Source organism: Neisseria sp. P0008.S010, assembly GCF_051962715.1.
GTDB lineage: Bacteria > Pseudomonadota > Gammaproteobacteria > Burkholderiales > Neisseriaceae > Neisseria > Neisseria elongata.
Map to the genome: position 1 here is coordinate 1 of NZ_JBQCVA010000048.1, position 17,334 is coordinate 17,334.

Here is a 17,334-nt window from a genome sequence, read left to right on the forward strand (position 1 = left end):
TCAAATTCTCATGACAACCCCCGCCTGCCCGCGTATCATGGGAGCAACAAAACCCCTGCCTAAAATTTTGACTTGTGTAAATTGGGGGTATGTTTAGGTATTGTAAAAATAAAATGTTTAATAAACAGTCTATTAAAATCCTAGTTTGCGTCTCTCCGTCGCACCGCACTGTAAAATCTAACTGCTTTCGGGCAGTTATTTTTTTGTCTAATACCATCCAACGCCATAAACCAAATCCAATAGCTACGGGGCTTACAGGCCGATTGCCATCCTGCTTGCCCCTTCCTAATTGTCTAATTCCACCCATTGCCGTGCAATTGAGTAAAGCGAAAAAGTGAGGGTATATTTGGGGGTGTCTGATAACCTACATTGGCTTTAGTATAAAGCCGAGTATTTTTAGTATTTGGAAATGGCTTTATAGTGAAAATTTAATCAATTTTCTATGTCAGTCCCATGATTTTTGTTTTATTCGTTGGCAAGATTCTCATCAATCCAGTTGTTAAAAGGCCGTCTGTTCAGACGGCCTTTTGCCATATGCGGGTTATGTCCTGCCCAGTAGTTTTTTTGCCCGTTCGATAACCGGGATGTCGACCATTTGTCCGTCTATTTGGAATACCGGTAAGCCGTTTTGTTCGTATTCGGTTAAAACTTTTTCGGCAAATTCGAGTGTTTCTGCCGAGGGGCGCAACATTAGTTTGGTAACGGCTACTTGTTTTGGGTGGATGCAGAGCATGCCGCCGAAGCCCATGTCGCGCCAGAAGGCGGTAAATGAGCGCAGGCCTTCGTTGTCGGAAAAATCGGGGAATACGGTTTCAATTGGCGGGTGCAGGCTGTTGAGGTGGCTGTGGAGGAGGAGGTCGGTGCGCAGTCGGTTGAAAAATACGTCCGCCGCCGCCGTGCCGATTTGGATGCCTAAGTTGTTGGACAGGTCGAGGCAGCCGTAGGAGAGGGCGTGCAGGCCGTGGGCGAAGGCCAGTTGGGGCAGGTTGAGTATGCCCAAAGCCGTTTCGAGGACGGCGATGACGGGTTTGCCGCTGCTTTGGTAGAGTGAGGTGATGTCGGCCGGGCGTTCGGCTTTCGGCAGGATGATGCCTTTTACCGCCGGCAGGTTTTGCAGGGCGGCGAGGTCGTCGGCGAAATGGGTGCTGTTTGCGGAGTTGATGCGGAGCCAAATCGGACGGGCGTTTGCAGTAGCGCAGTAGTCGGCGATGTTGGTTCTGGCTTGTGCTTTGTTGGCAGGCGAGACGGAGTCTTCCCAGTCGGCAATGACTTCGTCGGCACCGATGCCGAAGGCTTTGGGGATGCGGTCGGGCTGGGTGGCTGGGACGAAGAGGAAGATTTTCGGTATGGGCTGATCCAACATGTTTTTTCCTTTTTCAGACGGCCTGTTTGCTGTTAATCGAACCGGTTTGGATTATACCGTTTTCATTATGCCTTCACATTTTTGCTGTGCCTGTATTTTCAGACGGCCGGTGCCGCGTCTGGAATGTGAGGTGGGACGGCGGGCGTGTGCTTTGACATTTGAAGGTGTGTTTCCGTATGTAAGGGGAGGCCGTCTGAAAGGTATCCGTTTCCGGAGGGAGGGCGGTTTTGGGGTATTCGAACCGTTCTTTGACTGCGGCGTTTTGAGGGTGCTGTTGCGGTCTGCACGGTTCGGGCGGATTTTCAGACGGCCTCAGGGTGCTTTTAGCGGTGATGGTTAAAAAATGTGATTATAATTGCCTTTTTGCGAAAGGAGTTTTTTATGAGTAAAACGATTATTCACAGTGATCAGGCACCTTCGGCGATTGGTGCGTACAGTCAGGCCGTCAGGGCGAGGGATACTGTGTATTTGAGCGGTCAGATTCCGCTCGACCCGGCAACGATGGAGGTGGTCGGCGGCGGTGATTTCCGTGCCGAGGCGCATCAGGTTTTTAAAAATCTGCGTGCCGTGGCGGAGGCTGCCGGCGGTTCGCTGGACGATGTGGTCAAGTTGAATGCTTATCTGACGGATTTGGGCAATTTTGCCGTGTTCAATGAAGTGATGGCCGAATATTTCTCTCAGCCGTTCCCTGCGCGTGCGGCGGTCGGTGTGGCCGCTTTGCCGAAGGGCGTTCAGGTGGAAGCCGAGGCGGTTTTGGTACTGAATGCCTGACGGCTGGTCGATGGAGGCCGTATCGGCCTATGTTTGAAACAAAACACACAGCCGCAAAAAGGCTGTGTGTTTTGTTTTGCGGCCAGTCAATGGGCTTAGTGCTGGCAGTTAGGACAGTAGAATGTGCCGCGTTGGCCGATGACGGTCTTTTCGATGCCGCCGCCGCATTGCAGGCAGGGTTGGCCTTGGCGGCCGTAGACTTTGTATTCTTGTTGGAAATAGCCGCTTTTGCCTTCGCTGTCGACGAAGTCGCGCAGGGTGCTGCCGCCTTTTTCGATGGCGCGGCGCAGGGTTTCGCGGATGTGGTGTACCAGTGCCGCCGCTTCTTTGCGGCTGATTTGCATGGCGGGGCGGTTTGGGGCAATGCCGGCGGCAAACAGGCTTTCGTTGGCGTAGATGTTGCCTACGCCGACGACGGTTTTGTTGTCCATCAATACGCTTTTTATCGGGCTGCGGCGTTTTTTCAGGGCATTGTGGAGGTAGTCGGCGGTAAAGCCGTTGCTCAGCGGTTCGGGTGCGAGGTTTTGCAGCAGGGGGTGGGTTTCTTCCGGGCCGGGATACCATGAGACGATGCCGAAACGGCGCGGGTCGTGGTAGCGCAGTAAGGTGCCGTCTGAAAATTCTATTTCGACATGGTCGTGTTTTCCTGCGTCGGGGATGTTGCCGGAGGTAAATATACGCAGGCTGCCGGACATGCCGAGGTGGATGAGCAGGATGCCTTGGGGAAGATGGACGAGCAGGTATTTGGCGCGCCGTGTGCAGCGCAGGACGGTTTCGCCGTTGAGGGTGCCATCCAAATCGGGCGGGACGGGGTGGCGCAGTTTTGCTTGGCGGACGGTGGTGCGGACGATGGTTTTGCCGGTGATGTGGGGCGCGATGCCGCGCAGGGTAGTTTCGACTTCGGGCAGTTCGGGCATGATGTTTGCGTGGTTGGTGTGTTTTTATGTTTTCAGACGGCCTCTTGAGGGGATGAGGCCGTCTGAAAGTGTTTAGAGGAAGCTGTGTTCGGCCGCGGGGAAGGTTTTGTTTTTGACTGCTTCTACATAGGCTCTGACGGCGGATTGGATGTCGGGCCGGCCGGTCATGAAGTTTTTGACGAATTTGGCGGTTTTGCCGGGGAAGATGCCGAGCATGTCGTGCATGACCAAAACCTGTCCGTCGCAATCGACGCCCGCGCCTATGCCGATGGTGGGGCATGAGACGGTTTGTGTTACCCGCTTGCCCAATTCGGCAGGCACGCATTCCATCAGGACGATGGCGGCGCCGGCTTTTTCGTGGGCAACGGCGTCGTTGAGCAGGGCTTGCGCTTTGTCGCCTTTGCCTTGGACTTTGTAGCCGCCGAAGGCATGGACGGACTGGGGGGTGAGGCCGATGTGGGCGCAGACGGGGATGCCGCGCAGTTGCAGGAATTCGGTGGTTTCGGCCATCCAGACACCGCCTTCGAGTTTGACCATATGCGCGCCTGCGGCCATCAGTTCGGCGGCGGCGGCGAAGGCCTGTTCTTTGCTTTGCTGGTATGCGCCGAAGGGCAGGTCGGCCACAATCATGGCGTTTTTGCTGCCGCGTGCGACGGCGGCGGTGTGGTAGCACATGTCGTTTAGGCTGACGGGCAGGGTGGAATCGCGTCCTTGGACGGTCATGCCCAGGGAGTCGCCCACCAGGAGTACGTCCACGCCCGCTTCGTCCATCAGGGCGGCAAAGCTGGCTTCGTAGGCGGTGAGCATGGCGATTTTTTCGCCTTCGGCCTTCATTTTATTCAGTGTGTTTACGGTAATCATGTTGTTTTAATTGTCTTTCAGGTTGAGGTAGTAGCGGCTGCCCTGCATATGGCTGATGGTGCGCAGCAGCAGTTCGAAATGGTCGTCGTTGTCTGTGAAGTCCATGTCATCGTTGTTGGCAATCAGCAGCGGGGCGTTGTCGTAAAGGTGGAAGAAGCGGCGGTATTCTTCGTGGATTTGGTTCAGGTAGCCCGACGGGAATAGGTTCAGCGCGCCGACGCCGTTGCGGGAAACCAAACGCTTTTGTGCCACTTCGTTGCCGGTTTGCAGGTAGATGACGAGGTCGGGCGATGGTATCTTGTCGGGCATGACTTTGTGTTTGATTTCCCAAAACAGGTTTTGTTCGTTTGCCGGTTGGTTGTCATCCAAGACGACGGGGACGAAGATTTGGTCTTTTTCCAACAGGAAGTCGGCCACTACGCGGCCGTTGCGTGTTTCTTCGGTGTTGATGATGTCGATGGCTTTGGCGCGGCGCATCAGGAAATGCAGTTCTGTCGCCAGGCCGTGGTTGGCGGCGTTTTGGTAGAACAGGTCGAGGAAGGGGTTGTTTTCGGGGCTTTCCGTCAGGTAGAGGGCGTCGAAATATTCGGCCAGCTTGCGGGCAAGGGCGGATTTGCCGCTGCCGATCGAGCCTTCGACGACGATGTATTGGTAGTTCATATGTTTTCCCGGTATTTGTGGTTGGCCGGATGCGGCGCGTTTTGGGGATGGCGCGATTATACGTTTTTGCCGCTTGGCGACCAAGCCGTTTGTTTGTTTGGATTTTTGTTTTCAGACGGCCTCTGTAAGCGGTGTGATGCCGTCCGTTCCCAAGGATTCTGCCAGATCGCGCGCGTTGCCGTGTCCGGGCAGCGGGTAGTCGGGTGCGATGTCGGCCAGCGGGCGCATGACGAAGGCGCGCAGGTGGGCGCGGGGGTGGGGCAGGGTGAGGGCAGGGTCGTCTTTTGTTTGGCCGCCGTAGTCGATGATGTCTAAGTCTAAGGTGCGCGGGGCGTTACGGAAGCTGCGTTCTCGCCCGGCATCTTGTTCGACGGTGTGTAGTAAGGAGAGCAGGGTGTATGCGTCCAGCGTGGTTTCGATTAGGGCAGCGGCATTGACGAAGTCGGGTTGGTCGGTATAGCCGACGGGTGCGGTGCGGTACAGCGGCGACAGGCGGAGCGAGGCGATGCCGGGGTGTCGGGACAGGTGTTCGGCGGCGAGGCGTATGGTGTCGGTGCTTTCGCCGAGGTTGCTGCCGAAGGCGATAACGGCGGTAACGGGGGTGGTCATGAGGCTTCTCCGGACGGCAACGGGCAGGGGTTGTCCGATGGGCTATGGTTGGTATGGAAAGGCAGGATTTTGTCGTTTGGCGCGGGGTTTGTAAAGGAGGCCGTCTGAAAGTGTGTTTTCAGACGGCCTCCGTGTGTTTCGGCGCATTGCGCGGTTACCATTTCCCCGTCAAACCGATGCGCAGGGTGCGGCCCGGGGCGGGCATATAGGAACGGCTCATGGGGTCGAGGTAATAGCGGTCGGTCAGGTTGCTGCCCGTCAGCTCCGCGCTGAAATGTTTGTTGAATTTGTAGCGCACATAGGCATCGACCACGGTAACGGGCTGCCAGTTGGCGTTGCCGTTGTCGCTGTTGAAAGCTTTGCTGTTTGCGCCGTCACGTTGCAGGTAGTATTCGCGCCAGCGGGCGGAGGGCTGTTGTTTGTCTTCAACGCGGCTGTGGAAGGTCAGGCGCGAACCGATTTCGAGTTTTTCGTTTAGGAACCTGCCGCCGAGGTTGGCAACGACCGACCAGCGCGGCTGGATGCGGTTGATCAGCCAGCCGCCGGTGAGGCCGCCGTTTTGGCAGTAAGGCACGGGGAAAGTGCGTCCTTTTTGGACAAACATTTCTACATCATATTGCTGTTCGATGGCGCGGTGGTCGCAGACTTCGTTTTTCATGTTGCGTACCACGCCCAAGTCGACGAAGACACGGCCGTTGTCGAAGCGGGTTTGCAGCTCTAAGCCGCTGATGACTTGTTTGTCGTAATTGCTGATTTGCCAGGTGGTATAGTTGCGGTCGATGACGTTGCGGGTTTTGTTGTGGAAGTAGGTCAGGCGAACGTCCGCATAGCGCATTTTGGGCAACAGGCGGGTGAAGTTGTGGCTGAGGGAAATTTCCCAATTCTTGGCATGTTCGGGTTTGAGCGGGTAGCGGGTGCGGTCGAAGGGGATGCTGAACAGTTTGGCGATGCTGTGGTTGCCGAAACCGAATGTGCCTTCATACATGCTGGGGAAGCGTTTGAATTCGGTGTAACGGGCAAACAGGCGGGTGTGGTCGCCGAGTTTGACGGTGGCGGAGAACATGGGGGCGAAGGCGTGGCCGCTTTTTTTCCATGAGTTGCGCAGTTCTTCTTCGGTCAGGTGCCGGTATTCGGCAACGGGGCTTTTTGCACCGATTAATGTGCCGCCTTGGTATTTGTTTTCGACTTCTCCGGTGGCTTGATTGATGCCTTTTTCGGCAAATTGTTTCAGACGGCCGTCTGAAACGGGGTTTTCGCCGTTTTTCCAATAAATGCAGTTTCCTGCCGCAGGGTCTGTCGTGCAGTCGGTAAGCGGCATATAGCCCTGTTCTATATTGGCGGGCAGTGTGGCTGAATTGTTGTATTCTTCGCTTAAATCGGTCAGCTCTTGCGGCCATGGGATGAAATCAGGGTAGCCGCTGTTCCGCCTTTCCGTTTCTTCGGGCATATTTTCCAACGCCCAGGCGTAATCGGGTACGGGCAGGGTGTTTATCCATGCCCAAAATTTTTGGTCGTATGCGTCCCATGCCGCTTGCGTACGCACCACTTCGGGGCTTTCTTCATAGGCTTTCAATGCGGCTCCATATCTGGCTTTCAAATCCATGCGGGCACGGTATTCTTCCGGAGTGGCCAGTCTGCTGCCGATGGCGGCGATATTGCGGCTGTTTTCAGACAATACGTTAAATTCGCCTTCGGTTTCCAAGCGGTCGCGGTGTTTAGACAGATAATCGCGGACGAAGGTATCGGTCATGCGGTAGTCGGTATAGCGGCCGCCGGCGTTCAGGGTCAGCCACGGCGTCGGTTCGTATTTGAAGTTGAAGCCGACATTCCATTCATTGCGTTTTCCTTGACGCGGCATGGTCATGGCGAAGTTGGAGTTTAAGGTGGTTTCGGGGTCGTCCCACACCAGTTTGCGGTATTCGTCGTGCGGCAGGGCGAGTATCCAGCTGGTGTCGCTGCTGCCTTTGAGTTTTTCGCGTTGGTAATCGCCCGTCAGGGTCAGTTCGAGTGTATCGGCCAGCTTCATGCGGTTGGACAAATTGATGCCCAAGCGGTTGTTTTTGGCGCGGTAGGCGGCAGCGTTGAAGACGGTAAAACGGTTGTTGGTGTTGGGCGGCAGTTTGTCCCATTCTGGCTCTTTGCCTTTGTAATACCAGTCTTCGGCGTATTTGTCGTTGAATGCTTTGTCGAGGAATAGGGTCGATGCAGGATAGCCGCCCGTGGAATTGGTTTGCGAATCGTTGAGCGTGCCCCAAATCCCCGCCTTCAAATCTATCCAGCGGCTGTTTTCGGGTTTCCATGTGTAATCGAGATTGACGGCGGTCTGTTTTACCCATGCCTGCGGCCATTCCGCCATCAGCGTGCCTTTGGTGAGCTTGCTCATGTCGGTTTCGGCCGAACCGTCGGGTTTGAGTTTGCTTCCGCCGATGTTGCCGAAGAGGATGCTGTACGGCATGATTTCGCCGAAACGGGTGTTGGTATGGCGTATGCCGAGCTGTATTTTTTGGTTGTCGGGCAGTTTGAACGTGCCTTTGCCCAGCCACGAACGCATATTCAGGGATGTGTTGGCCACTTCGCCGGACGGATGGTAATACGTACCGACATTGGCGGTATATTCCTGAATATCCGTAACTTTTTTGGTAAATTCTTCTTCGGTCATGGAGCTGGCGTCGGAGATGTAGCCGTAGCGTTCCGCGCCCTTGCTGCCGGCAAAGTAATTGCCCTTGTCGCGCCATGCGTAGGCAATCAAGCCGTCAAACACTTCGCCGCGCATACCGGCTGAAATGCGGAAGGCGTTGTCTTTAAATAATTTTCCTTGCCTGCCGAAGCGTTGTTTTTGACGGTCGCTGTCATCCAGCATAATCGCCCATTCCATGCGGTCGAAAGAATAGGGTTTGGGATAGCGGCGGTAGTCCGTACCCCAAGTTTCGGCGTGGGCGTATTCCCGCTGTTTGATGGTATTGTTGCCGGTTTCCATTTTGACTTCCATGCCGAATGTTTGATCTTTCGGCACGACGTCGTCGATTTCCAGCGTTTTCATGCTGACCGAACCGCCGATGCCGGTGCGGATGTCGCGGTTTGCCGATGCGCCTTTTTCCACATACACGCTGCTGATAAGGTTCGGGTCGATGTAGTTGCGGTTGGATATGCCTTCAAAGCCTCGCCATACGCTGATTGCCTGTTCCGTACCGTCTACCGTTACCGGCACTTTGCCTTCGCCCTGAATGCCGCGTATGTTGGGATCGAGCGCGCCGCTGTTGCGCGCGTCGCCGCTGTAAACTCCCGCCATGCCGCCGATTAAATCGGCTACGCTGCTGCCGCGGTAGGTTTCGATTTCCTGTTTTCCTTTGTACAGGTTGCTGATGTCGCGGGTGTAGACTTGACTGCGGCCGCTTCTGTCGCGGTCGCGGATGCCGATGACCTGAACATCTGCCAATTTCCCTTCTTCTGTCGTCGTGCCGTCTCCTTCCGCCCATGCGGCAGGGGTTATGCCGCCTAAGATGCTAATCATGAGAAATAATGGTTTCAGACGGCATGAAGCAGGTATTTTATGAAAACTCATCTCTTGTATTCTCCTGTTTTTCTGATTGATTTGGCAGGGTAGGCTGCTTGAAAAAAGCGAATGTTAATATCAAACTTAAATAAATGAAAGGCATTATCGTTATAAATTGGTTTTAAAAATATGGATTGAAGGGTTTCGCCGCTTGATTTTCCTGCCTAAACAGTCCATATTTGCCGTCGTTTTCCGCTAACCGATTTTTCACGATTGTTATGACCCACACCGTACACCTGCAATTCGAAGACATGGACAACACCGTCCTGCAACGCCTGACGGGGCCGCTCGATGCCCATCTGGCCACATTGGGCAAAGCCTTGGACATCCAAATCAGCCGCCGTTTCGAACGTTTTACCTTTATCGGAAATTATGCCCACGCAGGCCGCCGTGCGCTGATTGAATTGGCGGGGCTGGCCGAGGGCCGGGATTTGAACGAGGACGACATCCAGTTGGCAGCCGTGGCGGCAAAAACGGCCGATGCGGAACACACCGAACAGCGGCAGGACAAACAGTATTACCTGCAAACCAAACGCGGCAGCATAGGCGGGCGCACCCCGCGCCAAAACGGCTACATCCGCGCCTTGCTGAACCACGACATCGTGTTCGGTCTGGGCCCTGCAGGTACGGGTAAAACCTATCTGGCGGTGGCCGCCGCAGTCGATGCGATGGAAAAACACCAAATCGAACGCATCGTGCTGGTGCGCCCCGCAGTCGAGGCAGGCGAAAAATTGGGCTTCCTGCCCGGCGACCTGACGCAGAAAGTCGATCCCTACCTGCGCCCGCTGTATGACGCGCTGTACGATTTGATGGGTTTCGACCGCGTTACCAAACTGTTGGAAAAAGGCCTGATAGAAATTGCCCCATTGGCCTATATGCGCGGCCGCACGCTTAACGGCGCGTATGTGATTCTGGACGAGGCGCAAAACACCACGCCCGAACAAATGAAAATGTTCCTGACCCGCATAGGCTTCGGTGCCAAAGCCGTCATCACGGGCGATTTGAGCCAAATCGACTTGCCGAAAAACATCAAATCCGGCCTGAAGGACGCCAAGGAAAAACTGCGCGATGTGGAAGGGCTGTATTTCCACACCTTTACCAGCGAGGACGTGGTGCGTCATCCGTTGGTGCAGCGCATCGTTGAAGCCTACGAAGCGGCGGAAGAAGGCAGAGAGGCCGTCTGAAACCGATTTTGGCCGGAGGAGTAAGTTTCACTTCGTTGAAACCGCGCCTTCAGACGGCCTGAATACAAGAATAAACGATTAAGAATGATGAAGAACAAAGCATTGCTCATGCTGCTGGCTGCCGCCGCATTCGGACTCTCCGCCTGCGGCGGCAGCGGCGGAAAAATCAAAACCGGCAGCCATAAAACCAAACATAAACCACAGGCTGCCGCCAAAACGCCCAAAAACATCCGCATCGGCCACATCAACCGCACCGCCGGCGGGCAGGAACTGATGCTGCACAGCATGGATTTGGTCGGCACACCCTACCGCTGGGGCGGCAGCACCGATACCGGATTCGATTGCAGCGGCATGATCCAATATGTTTACAAAAATGCCCTCGGCGTGAACCTGCCGCGCAGTTCGCGCGATATGGCCGCCGCCAGCCGCACCATCAGCACGCGCGACCTGCAAACCGGCGATTTGGTATTTTTCAACACCTCCGGCTCGGGCATTTCGCACGTCGGTCTTTACTTGGGCGGCGGAAAATTCCTTCACGCCCCCCGTTCCGGCAGCACGGTGCAGACCGAAAGCCTGAGCAAGCCGTATTACGCGCAACGTTTGGTTAAGGCGGGCACGTTTTTTTAATTCCGCAGCAAAAGGCCGTCTGAAAACGCAGTTTCAACGAAGTTAAAACCATGTCGCGTGTTTCAGACGGCCTTTTGTTTTCAACATATTTGCTATTTGGGCAAATAATGTTCGACACTTTCCTTCAATATCCCAATCAAATCTTCGTCCATATAGCGGTAATCATCGGGAATATCCAATACGATGATTTCTTTGTGCCGCAAAGCGCGGGGAAACTGCGCCGACAGGCGGTTTTTGTGCTTTTGCTCCATGACAAAAACCTTATCCGCCCATGCGATGTCGGCAGCAGAAACAGTGCGCCGCGCATTGGGGCTTGTGCCCGCGGAACGGGTTTGAACATTCGGGTAACGGCGAAACACAAGCTCAGCAGTGGGGCTGCGCCATTGGTTGCGGCTGCAAATAAAAAGTGCGTTCATAGAAATTAAAAAAGGCGGAAAAATATCCGCCTCGTGAAAATCATCTCGATGAAATCGAAATGTGTTTTTTAAGTTAATCAAACCATTCGGCTTCAAATTCATGCTGCCTGAAGGGGTAAACAAAGCCCAGTTTTTGCGCGCGCTTGACTTTATTCCTGCGGAAATACATCAAATCCCACTTTTTCTCAGGCTTGCCCTCAAAAAGGTTTTTGCCGTGTACGCGATGGCTGGGTCGTTTTGCCTGATGCCGCCGCCATGCACGGCTGCGGCTTCGGTCTAAATTGTCCATTATCTACTTTCTAACTTTGTTTCGAAAATCGGGTTCAGCAGCCGCGATTTTTTATGTGTCCGGTTGTTCGGCAATAAATAATGAAAACGGAATTATAGCGAAAGTTTATCGTTTGTACCAGTAACCGGCTTGCCGGGTTGGTTAAAGGCCGTCTGAAAACCATCCCGAATGTTTTCAGACGGCCTTTGGCATATAAAGAGCAAACATTACAAATAATTAGGCGTGCTTGAGTGAACATCGGCAGCGTATGGACGATAGTAAGGTAAAAGTTTCAATTTTTATTTGGAAACAATCGGTAGGATGGTTGAACGGAAGATAAAGCGGGGATGGCCATTACGGGTAGATAGGGTGTGATTTGTTTAATGTTTCATTAGCTTAGAAATTTATTTCTCTTGAGATGGGATGCCGTACTACCGTGGCGGAAGTTGAATGAACCCGCTTTAAAAGACAGCTGCCCCGCTTGTCTGGGACACCCCCTATACATTTATGTTAAAATTCGGCGAAATTTCTTTTATAAAATTCAACCATGACCGACGCAACTATCCGCAACGACCATAAATTCGCACTCGAAACCCTGCCCGTCAGCCTTGAAGACGAAATGCGCAAAAGCTATCTCGATTACGCCATGAGCGTGATTGTCGGCCGCGCGCTGCCCGATGTGCGCGACGGTTTGAAGCCGGTGCACCGCCGCGTGCTTTACGCCATGCACGAGCTGAAAAACAACTGGAATGCCGCCTACAAAAAATCGGCGCGTATCGTCGGCGACGTCATCGGTAAATACCATCCGCACGGCGATTCCGCGGTTTACGACACCATCGTGCGCATGGCGCAGGATTTTTCGATGCGCTACGTCTTAATCGACGGTCAGGGTAACTTCGGTTCGGTTGACGGCGACGGCGCCGCGGCCATGCGTTATACCGAAATCCGCATGGCGAAAATCGCCCATGAAATGCTGGCGGACATCGAAGAAGAAACCGTCAATTTCGGCCCGAACTACGACGGCAGCGAACACGAACCGCTGGTGTTGCCGACCCGCTTCCCCGCGCTGTTGGTCAACGGCTCGTCCGGTATCGCCGTCGGTATGGCGACCAACATCCCGCCGCACAATCTCACCGACACCATCAACGCCTGTCTGCGTCTTTTGGACGAACCCGAAACCGAAATCGACGAATTGATCAACATCCTTCAAGCGCCCGATTTCCCGACCGGCGCAACCATCTACGGCTTGAGCGGCGTGCGCGAAGGCTATAAAACCGGCCGCGGCCGCGTCGTCATGCGCGGTAAAACCCATATCGAACCCATAGGCAAAAACGGTGAACGCGAAGCCATCATCATCGATGAAATCCCGTATCAGGTGAACAAAGCCAAGCTGGTGGAAAAAATCGGTGAACTGGTGCGCGAAAAAACGTTGGAAGGCGTATCCGACCTGCGCGACGAATCCGACAAATCCGGTATGCGCGTCGTTATCGAATTGAAACGTAACGAAAACGCCGAAGTCGTTTTAAACCAGCTCTACAAACTCACCCAGCTTCAAGACAGCTTCGGCATCAACATGGTCGCCTTGGTTGACGGTCAGCCGCGCCTGTTGAACCTGAAACAGATTTTGGCGGAATTCCTGCGCCACCGTCGCGAAGTCGTTACCCGCCGCACCCTGTTCCGCCTGAAAAAAGCGCGTCATGAAGGACATATCGCCGAAGGTAAAGCCGTCGCCCTGTCCAATATCGACGAGATGATTCGGTTGATTAAAGAATCCGCCGACGCGCCCGAGGCCAAAGAAAAACTGCTTTCCCGTGCATGGCGCAGCGGCTTGGTGGAAGACATGCTGAGCCGTACTGACCTCGACCTGCGCATGGCGCGCCCCGAAGGCCTGCCTGCCAACCTCGGCTTGCAGGAACAAGGCTATTATCTGAGCGAAATCCAGGCTGACGCCATCCTGCGCATGAGCCTGCGCAACCTGACCGGCCTCGACCAAGAAGAAATTGTCGGCGACTACAAAAACATCATGGCAAAAATCATTGACTATTTGGACATTTTGGCGAAACCGGAACGCATCACCCAAATCATCCGCGAAGAATTGGAAGAAACCAAAACCAATTTCGGCGACGAACGCCGCAGCGAAATCAACCCGTTCGGCGGCGACATTGCCGATGAAGACTTGATTCCGCAACGCGAAATGGTCGTTACCCTGACCCACGGCGGCTATATCAAAACCCAGCCGACCACCGACTATCAGGCGCAGCGTCGCGGCGGACGCGGCAAACAGGCGGCGGCCACCAAAGACGAAGACTTCATCGAAACCCTGTTCGTTGCGAACACGCATGACTATTTGATGTGTTTTACCAACCTTGGCAAGTGTCACTGGATTAAGGTTTACAAACTACCCGAAGGCGGACGCAACAGCCGCGGCCGTCCGATTAACAACGTCATCCAGTTGGAAGAAGGCGAAAAAGTCAGCGCCATCCTCGCCGTGCGCGAGTTCCCCGAAGACCAATACGTCTTCTTCGCCACCGCACAAGGCATGGTGAAAAAAGTCCAGCTTTCCGCCTTTAAAAACGTCCGCAGCCAAGGCATCAAAGCCATCGCGCTCAAAGAAGGCGACTACCTCGTCGGCGCCGCGCAAACCAGCGGATCGGACGACATCATGCTGTTCTCCAACTTGGGCAAAGCCATCCGCTTCAACGAATACTGGGAAAAATCCGGCAACGACGAAGCGGAAGATGCCGACATCGAAACCGAAATTTCAGACGACCTCGAAGATGAAACCGCCGACAACGAAAATGCCCTGCCAAGCGGCAAACACGGTGTGCGTCCGTCCGGTCGCGGCAGCGGCGGCCTGCGCGGTATGCGCCTGCCTGCCGACGGCAAAATCGTCAGCCTGATTACCTTTGCCCCCGAAGCCGCTCAAAGCGATTTGCAAGTGCTGACCGCCACCGCAAACGGCTACGGCAAACGTACCCCGATTGCCGATTACAGCCGTAAAAACAAAGGCGGACAAGGCAATATCGCCATCAACACCGGCGAACGCAATGGCGATTTGGTCGCTGCAACCCTAGTCGGCGAAACCGACGACCTGATGCTGATTACCAGCGGCGGCGTCCTCATCCGCACCAAAGTCGAACAAATCCGCGAAACCGGCCGCGCCGCAGCAGGCGTGCGCCTGATTAATCTGGACGAAGGCGAGCAACTGGTCAGCCTCGAGCGGGTAGCGGAAGAGCCGGAAGACGCGTCAGCTTCAGATGAAGAAAACACTACCGAGGCAAACGTAACGACAGAAGACAATACACCGCAATAAAGCAAGAAACAGGCCGTCTGAAAAACAATCTGCGTTTTTTCAGACGGCCTCTATTTATCAACGTTTAATTCACTACAAGGATATTCAGATGAAACGGGAAACTATCGCCCTGCACGCAGGCTATCAATCCGAGCCGACCACTAAATCCGCTGCTGTCCCGATTTACCAAACCACTTCCTACACTTTCGACAACACGCAGCATGGCGCAGACCTGTTTAACCTTGATGTAGCAGGCAATATCTACACCCGCATCATGAATCCGACCACCGCCGTTTTAGAAGAGCGTGTCGCCCGTCTGGAAGGAGGCATTGCCGCATTGGCTGTTGCCAGCGGTATGGCGGCGATTACCTATGCCGTTCAAACATTGGTTGAAGCAGGCGACAACATCATCGCAACCAAAACCCTCTACGGCGGCACATATAATTTCTTTGCCCACAGCCTGCCGCGCCAAGGCATAGAAGTGCGTTTTATCGATCCTGCCAAACCTGAAGAAATCGCCGCCAATACCGACAGCCGAACCAAACTGGTGTATTGCGAATCCATCGGCAATCCCGCCATCAATGTCGTCGATATTCAAGCATTTGCCCAAGCCACACACGCTCAAGGGCTGCCACTGATGGTAGATAACACCGTCGCCACGCCCACGCTGTTCCGCCCCATCGAACACGGTGCCGACATCGTTATCCAATCGCTGACCAAATATATCGGCGGCCACGGTACAACGATTGGCGGCGCAATTATCGACGGCGGCAAATTCCAATGGGCAGGCAATCCGCGTTTTGACCAAACCTTCAATCGGCCTGATCCGTCCTACCACGGAGTAAACTACTGCGAGCATTTTGGTGCGGCAGCCTACATTGCCCGCGCCCGCGTCGTCCCGCTGCGCAATACCGGTGCCGCCTTATCGCCGCACAGCTCGTTTTTACTGCTGCAAGGTTTGGAAACCCTCGCCCTGCGCATGGAGCGTCATTGTGAAAACGCCTTGAAAGTAGCCGAATTCTTAAAGAAACACCCGCAGGTCGAATGGGTAAACTATCCTGCCTTGCCCGACAGCCCGTACAAAAACTTAATCGACCGCGACTACGGCGGCAAAGCCTCCGGTTTGCTGAGTTTTGGCATTAAAGGCGGACGCGAAGCAGGTGCAAAATTTATCGACGCACTGCAACTCTTCCTGCGCTTGGTGAATATCGGCGATGCCAAATCGCTTGCCACCCATCCCGCCACCACTACCCACCGCCAGCTTGACGATACCGAACTCGCCGCAGCAGGCGTCAGCCCCGATATGGTACGCCTGAGCGTGGGCATCGAGCATATCGACGATTTGCTTGCCGACTTGGCGCAGGCATTGGAAGCGGCACGGGTATAGCGGGCAGCAGTAATATTTAGGCGCAAAAACTGCCAAGTTGCCGCCCCTATGATTAAGAGGCCGTCTGAAAACCCTTTCCCCATTTGGGCAATACCGGTTTTCAGACGGCCTCGATAAAGTACCCCCGTAGATACAAATCGTACCGAACGGATTATTCGGATGCTTAGGCATTTGAAAGGCCGTTCCCTTTGAACCGAAATGCGGCTAAACGACCGAACAGCCGTTTATCCGCCTGCCGCTTCGGCAGCCTGTTTTATCCACCTCCCGACCGACTTCCGCCCATACTATGGAACACATTGCCTCCGCCCAAAACAGCCGGATTAAACATCTGGCCAAACTCGCCGCCTCCGCCGCCAAACGGCGCGCTTTCGGCCAAACCCTGCTTGAAGGTACGCACCTTTTGGAAGCCTTTTTGAATGCAGGCGGCAGGCCGGAATACGTGTATGTGGCGGAAAACCGTTTGGAAGATGCCGAAATATCGGCATTGCTGCAACGGATGCCGTCTGAAAAAACCGTTTCCGTCGCCGCGCCGATACTGGGCAGGCTGACCGGATTGGGGGAGGGCGGAAATATCGTCGCGCTGATTAAACTGCCGTCCGCCGCAAAACGGCCTGAAGACGGCGACTGCGTCGTGCTGGAGCGGGTGCAGGACCCCGGCAATATCGGCACCATATTGCGCAGCGCGGCCGCTGCGGGCGTGCGCGACATCGTGCTCGGTGCGGATTGTGCCGACGTGTGGTCGCCGAAAGTCCTGCGTGCGGCCATGGGAGCGCATTTCCTGCTGACGCTGCATCCCGATACCGATTTGGCCGTTTGGCGGCAGAGCTACCGTCCGCCGCTGTTGGCCACCACACTCGACGAACGCGCGTGCGGCCTGTATGGTTTGGATTTGCGCGAACCCTGCGGCTGGCTGTTCGGCAACGAAGGGGCGGGCGTCAGTGCCGAAATGCGCCGGGTTGCGGACAGGACGGTTAAAATCCCGATGGCCGAAAACACCGAATCGCTCAACGTCGCTATGGCGGCTACGGTGTGCCTGTTCGAGCAAATGCGCCAGCGTTTGCCTGCGGCAGAGTGAGGACGTCTGAAAAAGATGGTTGATTAGGGTAGCAATCATAGGCTGACTATGAAAACTATCTGAATCAGGCCATTATCGTCCACAGGAAAAATGTCCATGCCCGAACCAATATCAAATTAATGTGCTAGTTGGGAGAAATCCGACAATTGGAAATGAAGAAGACTTTAAGCGGTTGTTTGAGAAGATTTAATTTAATAATAGCCGTTATGCGAGTGGAGATAATACATCTCGGCTCACGTTTTTAATGAACTTAAAGGAAAATAGATGAAAAAAATACTAGACCTCTTGCGAAAGTATCCTGAAGATTTACAATTTCCAAATGAAATACGAAAACCTAATCCAAAGAAGCAA

Annotated in this window: 14 protein-coding genes; 6 read left to right on the top strand and 8 right to left on the bottom strand. The window is 54.4% G+C overall.

What is annotated here, in order from left to right; translation table 11 throughout:
- Nucleotides 1–541: 541 nt before the first annotated feature.
- Entirely contained in the window at nucleotides 542–1,363 is an 822-nt protein-coding gene (locus ACTHSL_RS10430) for an HpcH/HpaI aldolase/citrate lyase family protein (protein WP_440381354.1), read from the bottom strand.
- A gap of 381 nt (nucleotides 1,364–1,744) precedes the next feature.
- On the opposite strand from ACTHSL_RS10430, the gene ACTHSL_RS10435 reads away from it, so the two are divergent.
- Nucleotides 1,745–2,134 (top strand): RidA family protein, encoded by a 390-nt coding sequence (locus ACTHSL_RS10435; protein ID WP_440381355.1) that lies wholly within the window; start codon nucleotides 1,745–1,747, stop codon nucleotides 2,132–2,134.
- A gap of 95 nt (nucleotides 2,135–2,229) precedes the next feature.
- Here ACTHSL_RS10435 and mutM read toward each other — a convergent pair whose 3' ends face one another.
- The 5 genes from mutM to ACTHSL_RS10460 all read right to left on the bottom strand — a co-directional run bounded on the left by mutM (nucleotide 2,230) and on the right by ACTHSL_RS10460 (nucleotide 8,692).
- The gene (mutM, locus tag ACTHSL_RS10440; RefSeq protein WP_440381356.1) at nucleotides 2,230–3,051 is read right to left on the bottom strand and encodes a bifunctional DNA-formamidopyrimidine glycosylase/DNA-(apurinic or apyrimidinic site) lyase; all 822 of its coding nucleotides are present in this window, start codon (nucleotides 3,049–3,051) and stop codon (nucleotides 2,230–2,232) included.
- 72 nt (nucleotides 3,052–3,123) lie between these two features.
- Complete coding sequence (gene panB, locus ACTHSL_RS10445; protein WP_314935868.1) at nucleotides 3,124–3,912, bottom strand: 3-methyl-2-oxobutanoate hydroxymethyltransferase; 789 nt, start codon at nucleotides 3,910–3,912, stop codon at nucleotides 3,124–3,126.
- A gap of 6 nt (nucleotides 3,913–3,918) precedes the next feature.
- A complete protein-coding gene (locus ACTHSL_RS10450) occupies nucleotides 3,919–4,572 on the bottom strand; it encodes a deoxynucleoside kinase (protein ID WP_440381357.1) in 654 nt (217 codons plus the stop codon).
- A gap of 111 nt (nucleotides 4,573–4,683) precedes the next feature.
- On the bottom strand, nucleotides 4,684–5,181 hold the full coding sequence (gene folK, locus ACTHSL_RS10455) for a 2-amino-4-hydroxy-6-hydroxymethyldihydropteridine diphosphokinase (protein ID WP_440381358.1): 498 nt from the start codon (nucleotides 5,179–5,181) through the stop codon (nucleotides 4,684–4,686).
- Between the two features lie 154 nt (nucleotides 5,182–5,335).
- Nucleotides 5,336–8,692, bottom strand: a complete 3,357-nt coding sequence (locus tag ACTHSL_RS10460; RefSeq protein ID WP_440381359.1) for a TonB-dependent receptor domain-containing protein — start codon at nucleotides 8,690–8,692, stop codon at nucleotides 5,336–5,338.
- Nucleotides 8,693–8,952: 260 nt separating this feature from the next.
- Here ACTHSL_RS10460 and ACTHSL_RS10465 point away from each other — a divergent pair, with 260 nt between their 5' ends.
- Together ACTHSL_RS10465 and ACTHSL_RS10470 are read left to right on the top strand one after the other, a co-directional pair.
- Complete coding sequence (locus tag ACTHSL_RS10465) at nucleotides 8,953–9,918, top strand: PhoH family protein (RefSeq protein ID WP_074897890.1); 966 nt, start codon at nucleotides 8,953–8,955, stop codon at nucleotides 9,916–9,918.
- Between the two features lie 87 nt (nucleotides 9,919–10,005).
- Entirely contained in the window at nucleotides 10,006–10,545 is a 540-nt protein-coding gene (locus tag ACTHSL_RS10470) for a C40 family peptidase (RefSeq protein ID WP_074897936.1), read from the top strand.
- A gap of 92 nt (nucleotides 10,546–10,637) precedes the next feature.
- On the opposite strand, the gene ACTHSL_RS10475 is transcribed toward ACTHSL_RS10470, so the two are convergent.
- Both ACTHSL_RS10475 and ACTHSL_RS10480 read right to left on the bottom strand, forming a co-directional pair.
- On the bottom strand, nucleotides 10,638–10,961 hold the full coding sequence (locus tag ACTHSL_RS10475) for a low molecular weight protein tyrosine phosphatase family protein (protein ID WP_049249726.1): 324 nt from the start codon (nucleotides 10,959–10,961) through the stop codon (nucleotides 10,638–10,640).
- 73 nt (nucleotides 10,962–11,034) lie between these two features.
- Nucleotides 11,035–11,250, bottom strand: a complete 216-nt coding sequence (locus ACTHSL_RS10480; RefSeq protein ID WP_074897892.1) for a hypothetical protein — start codon at nucleotides 11,248–11,250, stop codon at nucleotides 11,035–11,037.
- Between the two features lie 526 nt (nucleotides 11,251–11,776).
- On the opposite strand from ACTHSL_RS10480, the gene gyrA reads away from it, so the two are divergent.
- From gyrA to ACTHSL_RS10495, 3 genes are all read left to right on the top strand, one after another.
- Nucleotides 11,777–14,542 carry a DNA gyrase subunit A gene (gene gyrA / locus ACTHSL_RS10485; RefSeq protein ID WP_440381360.1) on the top strand — a complete coding sequence of 922 codons (2,766 nt, stop codon included), beginning with the start codon at nucleotides 11,777–11,779 and terminating at the stop codon, nucleotides 14,540–14,542.
- Between the two features lie 88 nt (nucleotides 14,543–14,630).
- Entirely contained in the window at nucleotides 14,631–15,908 is a 1,278-nt protein-coding gene (locus ACTHSL_RS10490) for an O-acetylhomoserine aminocarboxypropyltransferase/cysteine synthase family protein (protein ID WP_440381361.1), read from the top strand.
- Nucleotides 15,909–16,194: 286 nt separating this feature from the next.
- Nucleotides 16,195–16,983, top strand: coding sequence for a TrmH family RNA methyltransferase (locus ACTHSL_RS10495; protein WP_440381362.1), 789 nt, complete (start codon nucleotides 16,195–16,197; stop codon nucleotides 16,981–16,983).
- Nucleotides 16,984–17,334 lie beyond the last annotated feature (351 nt).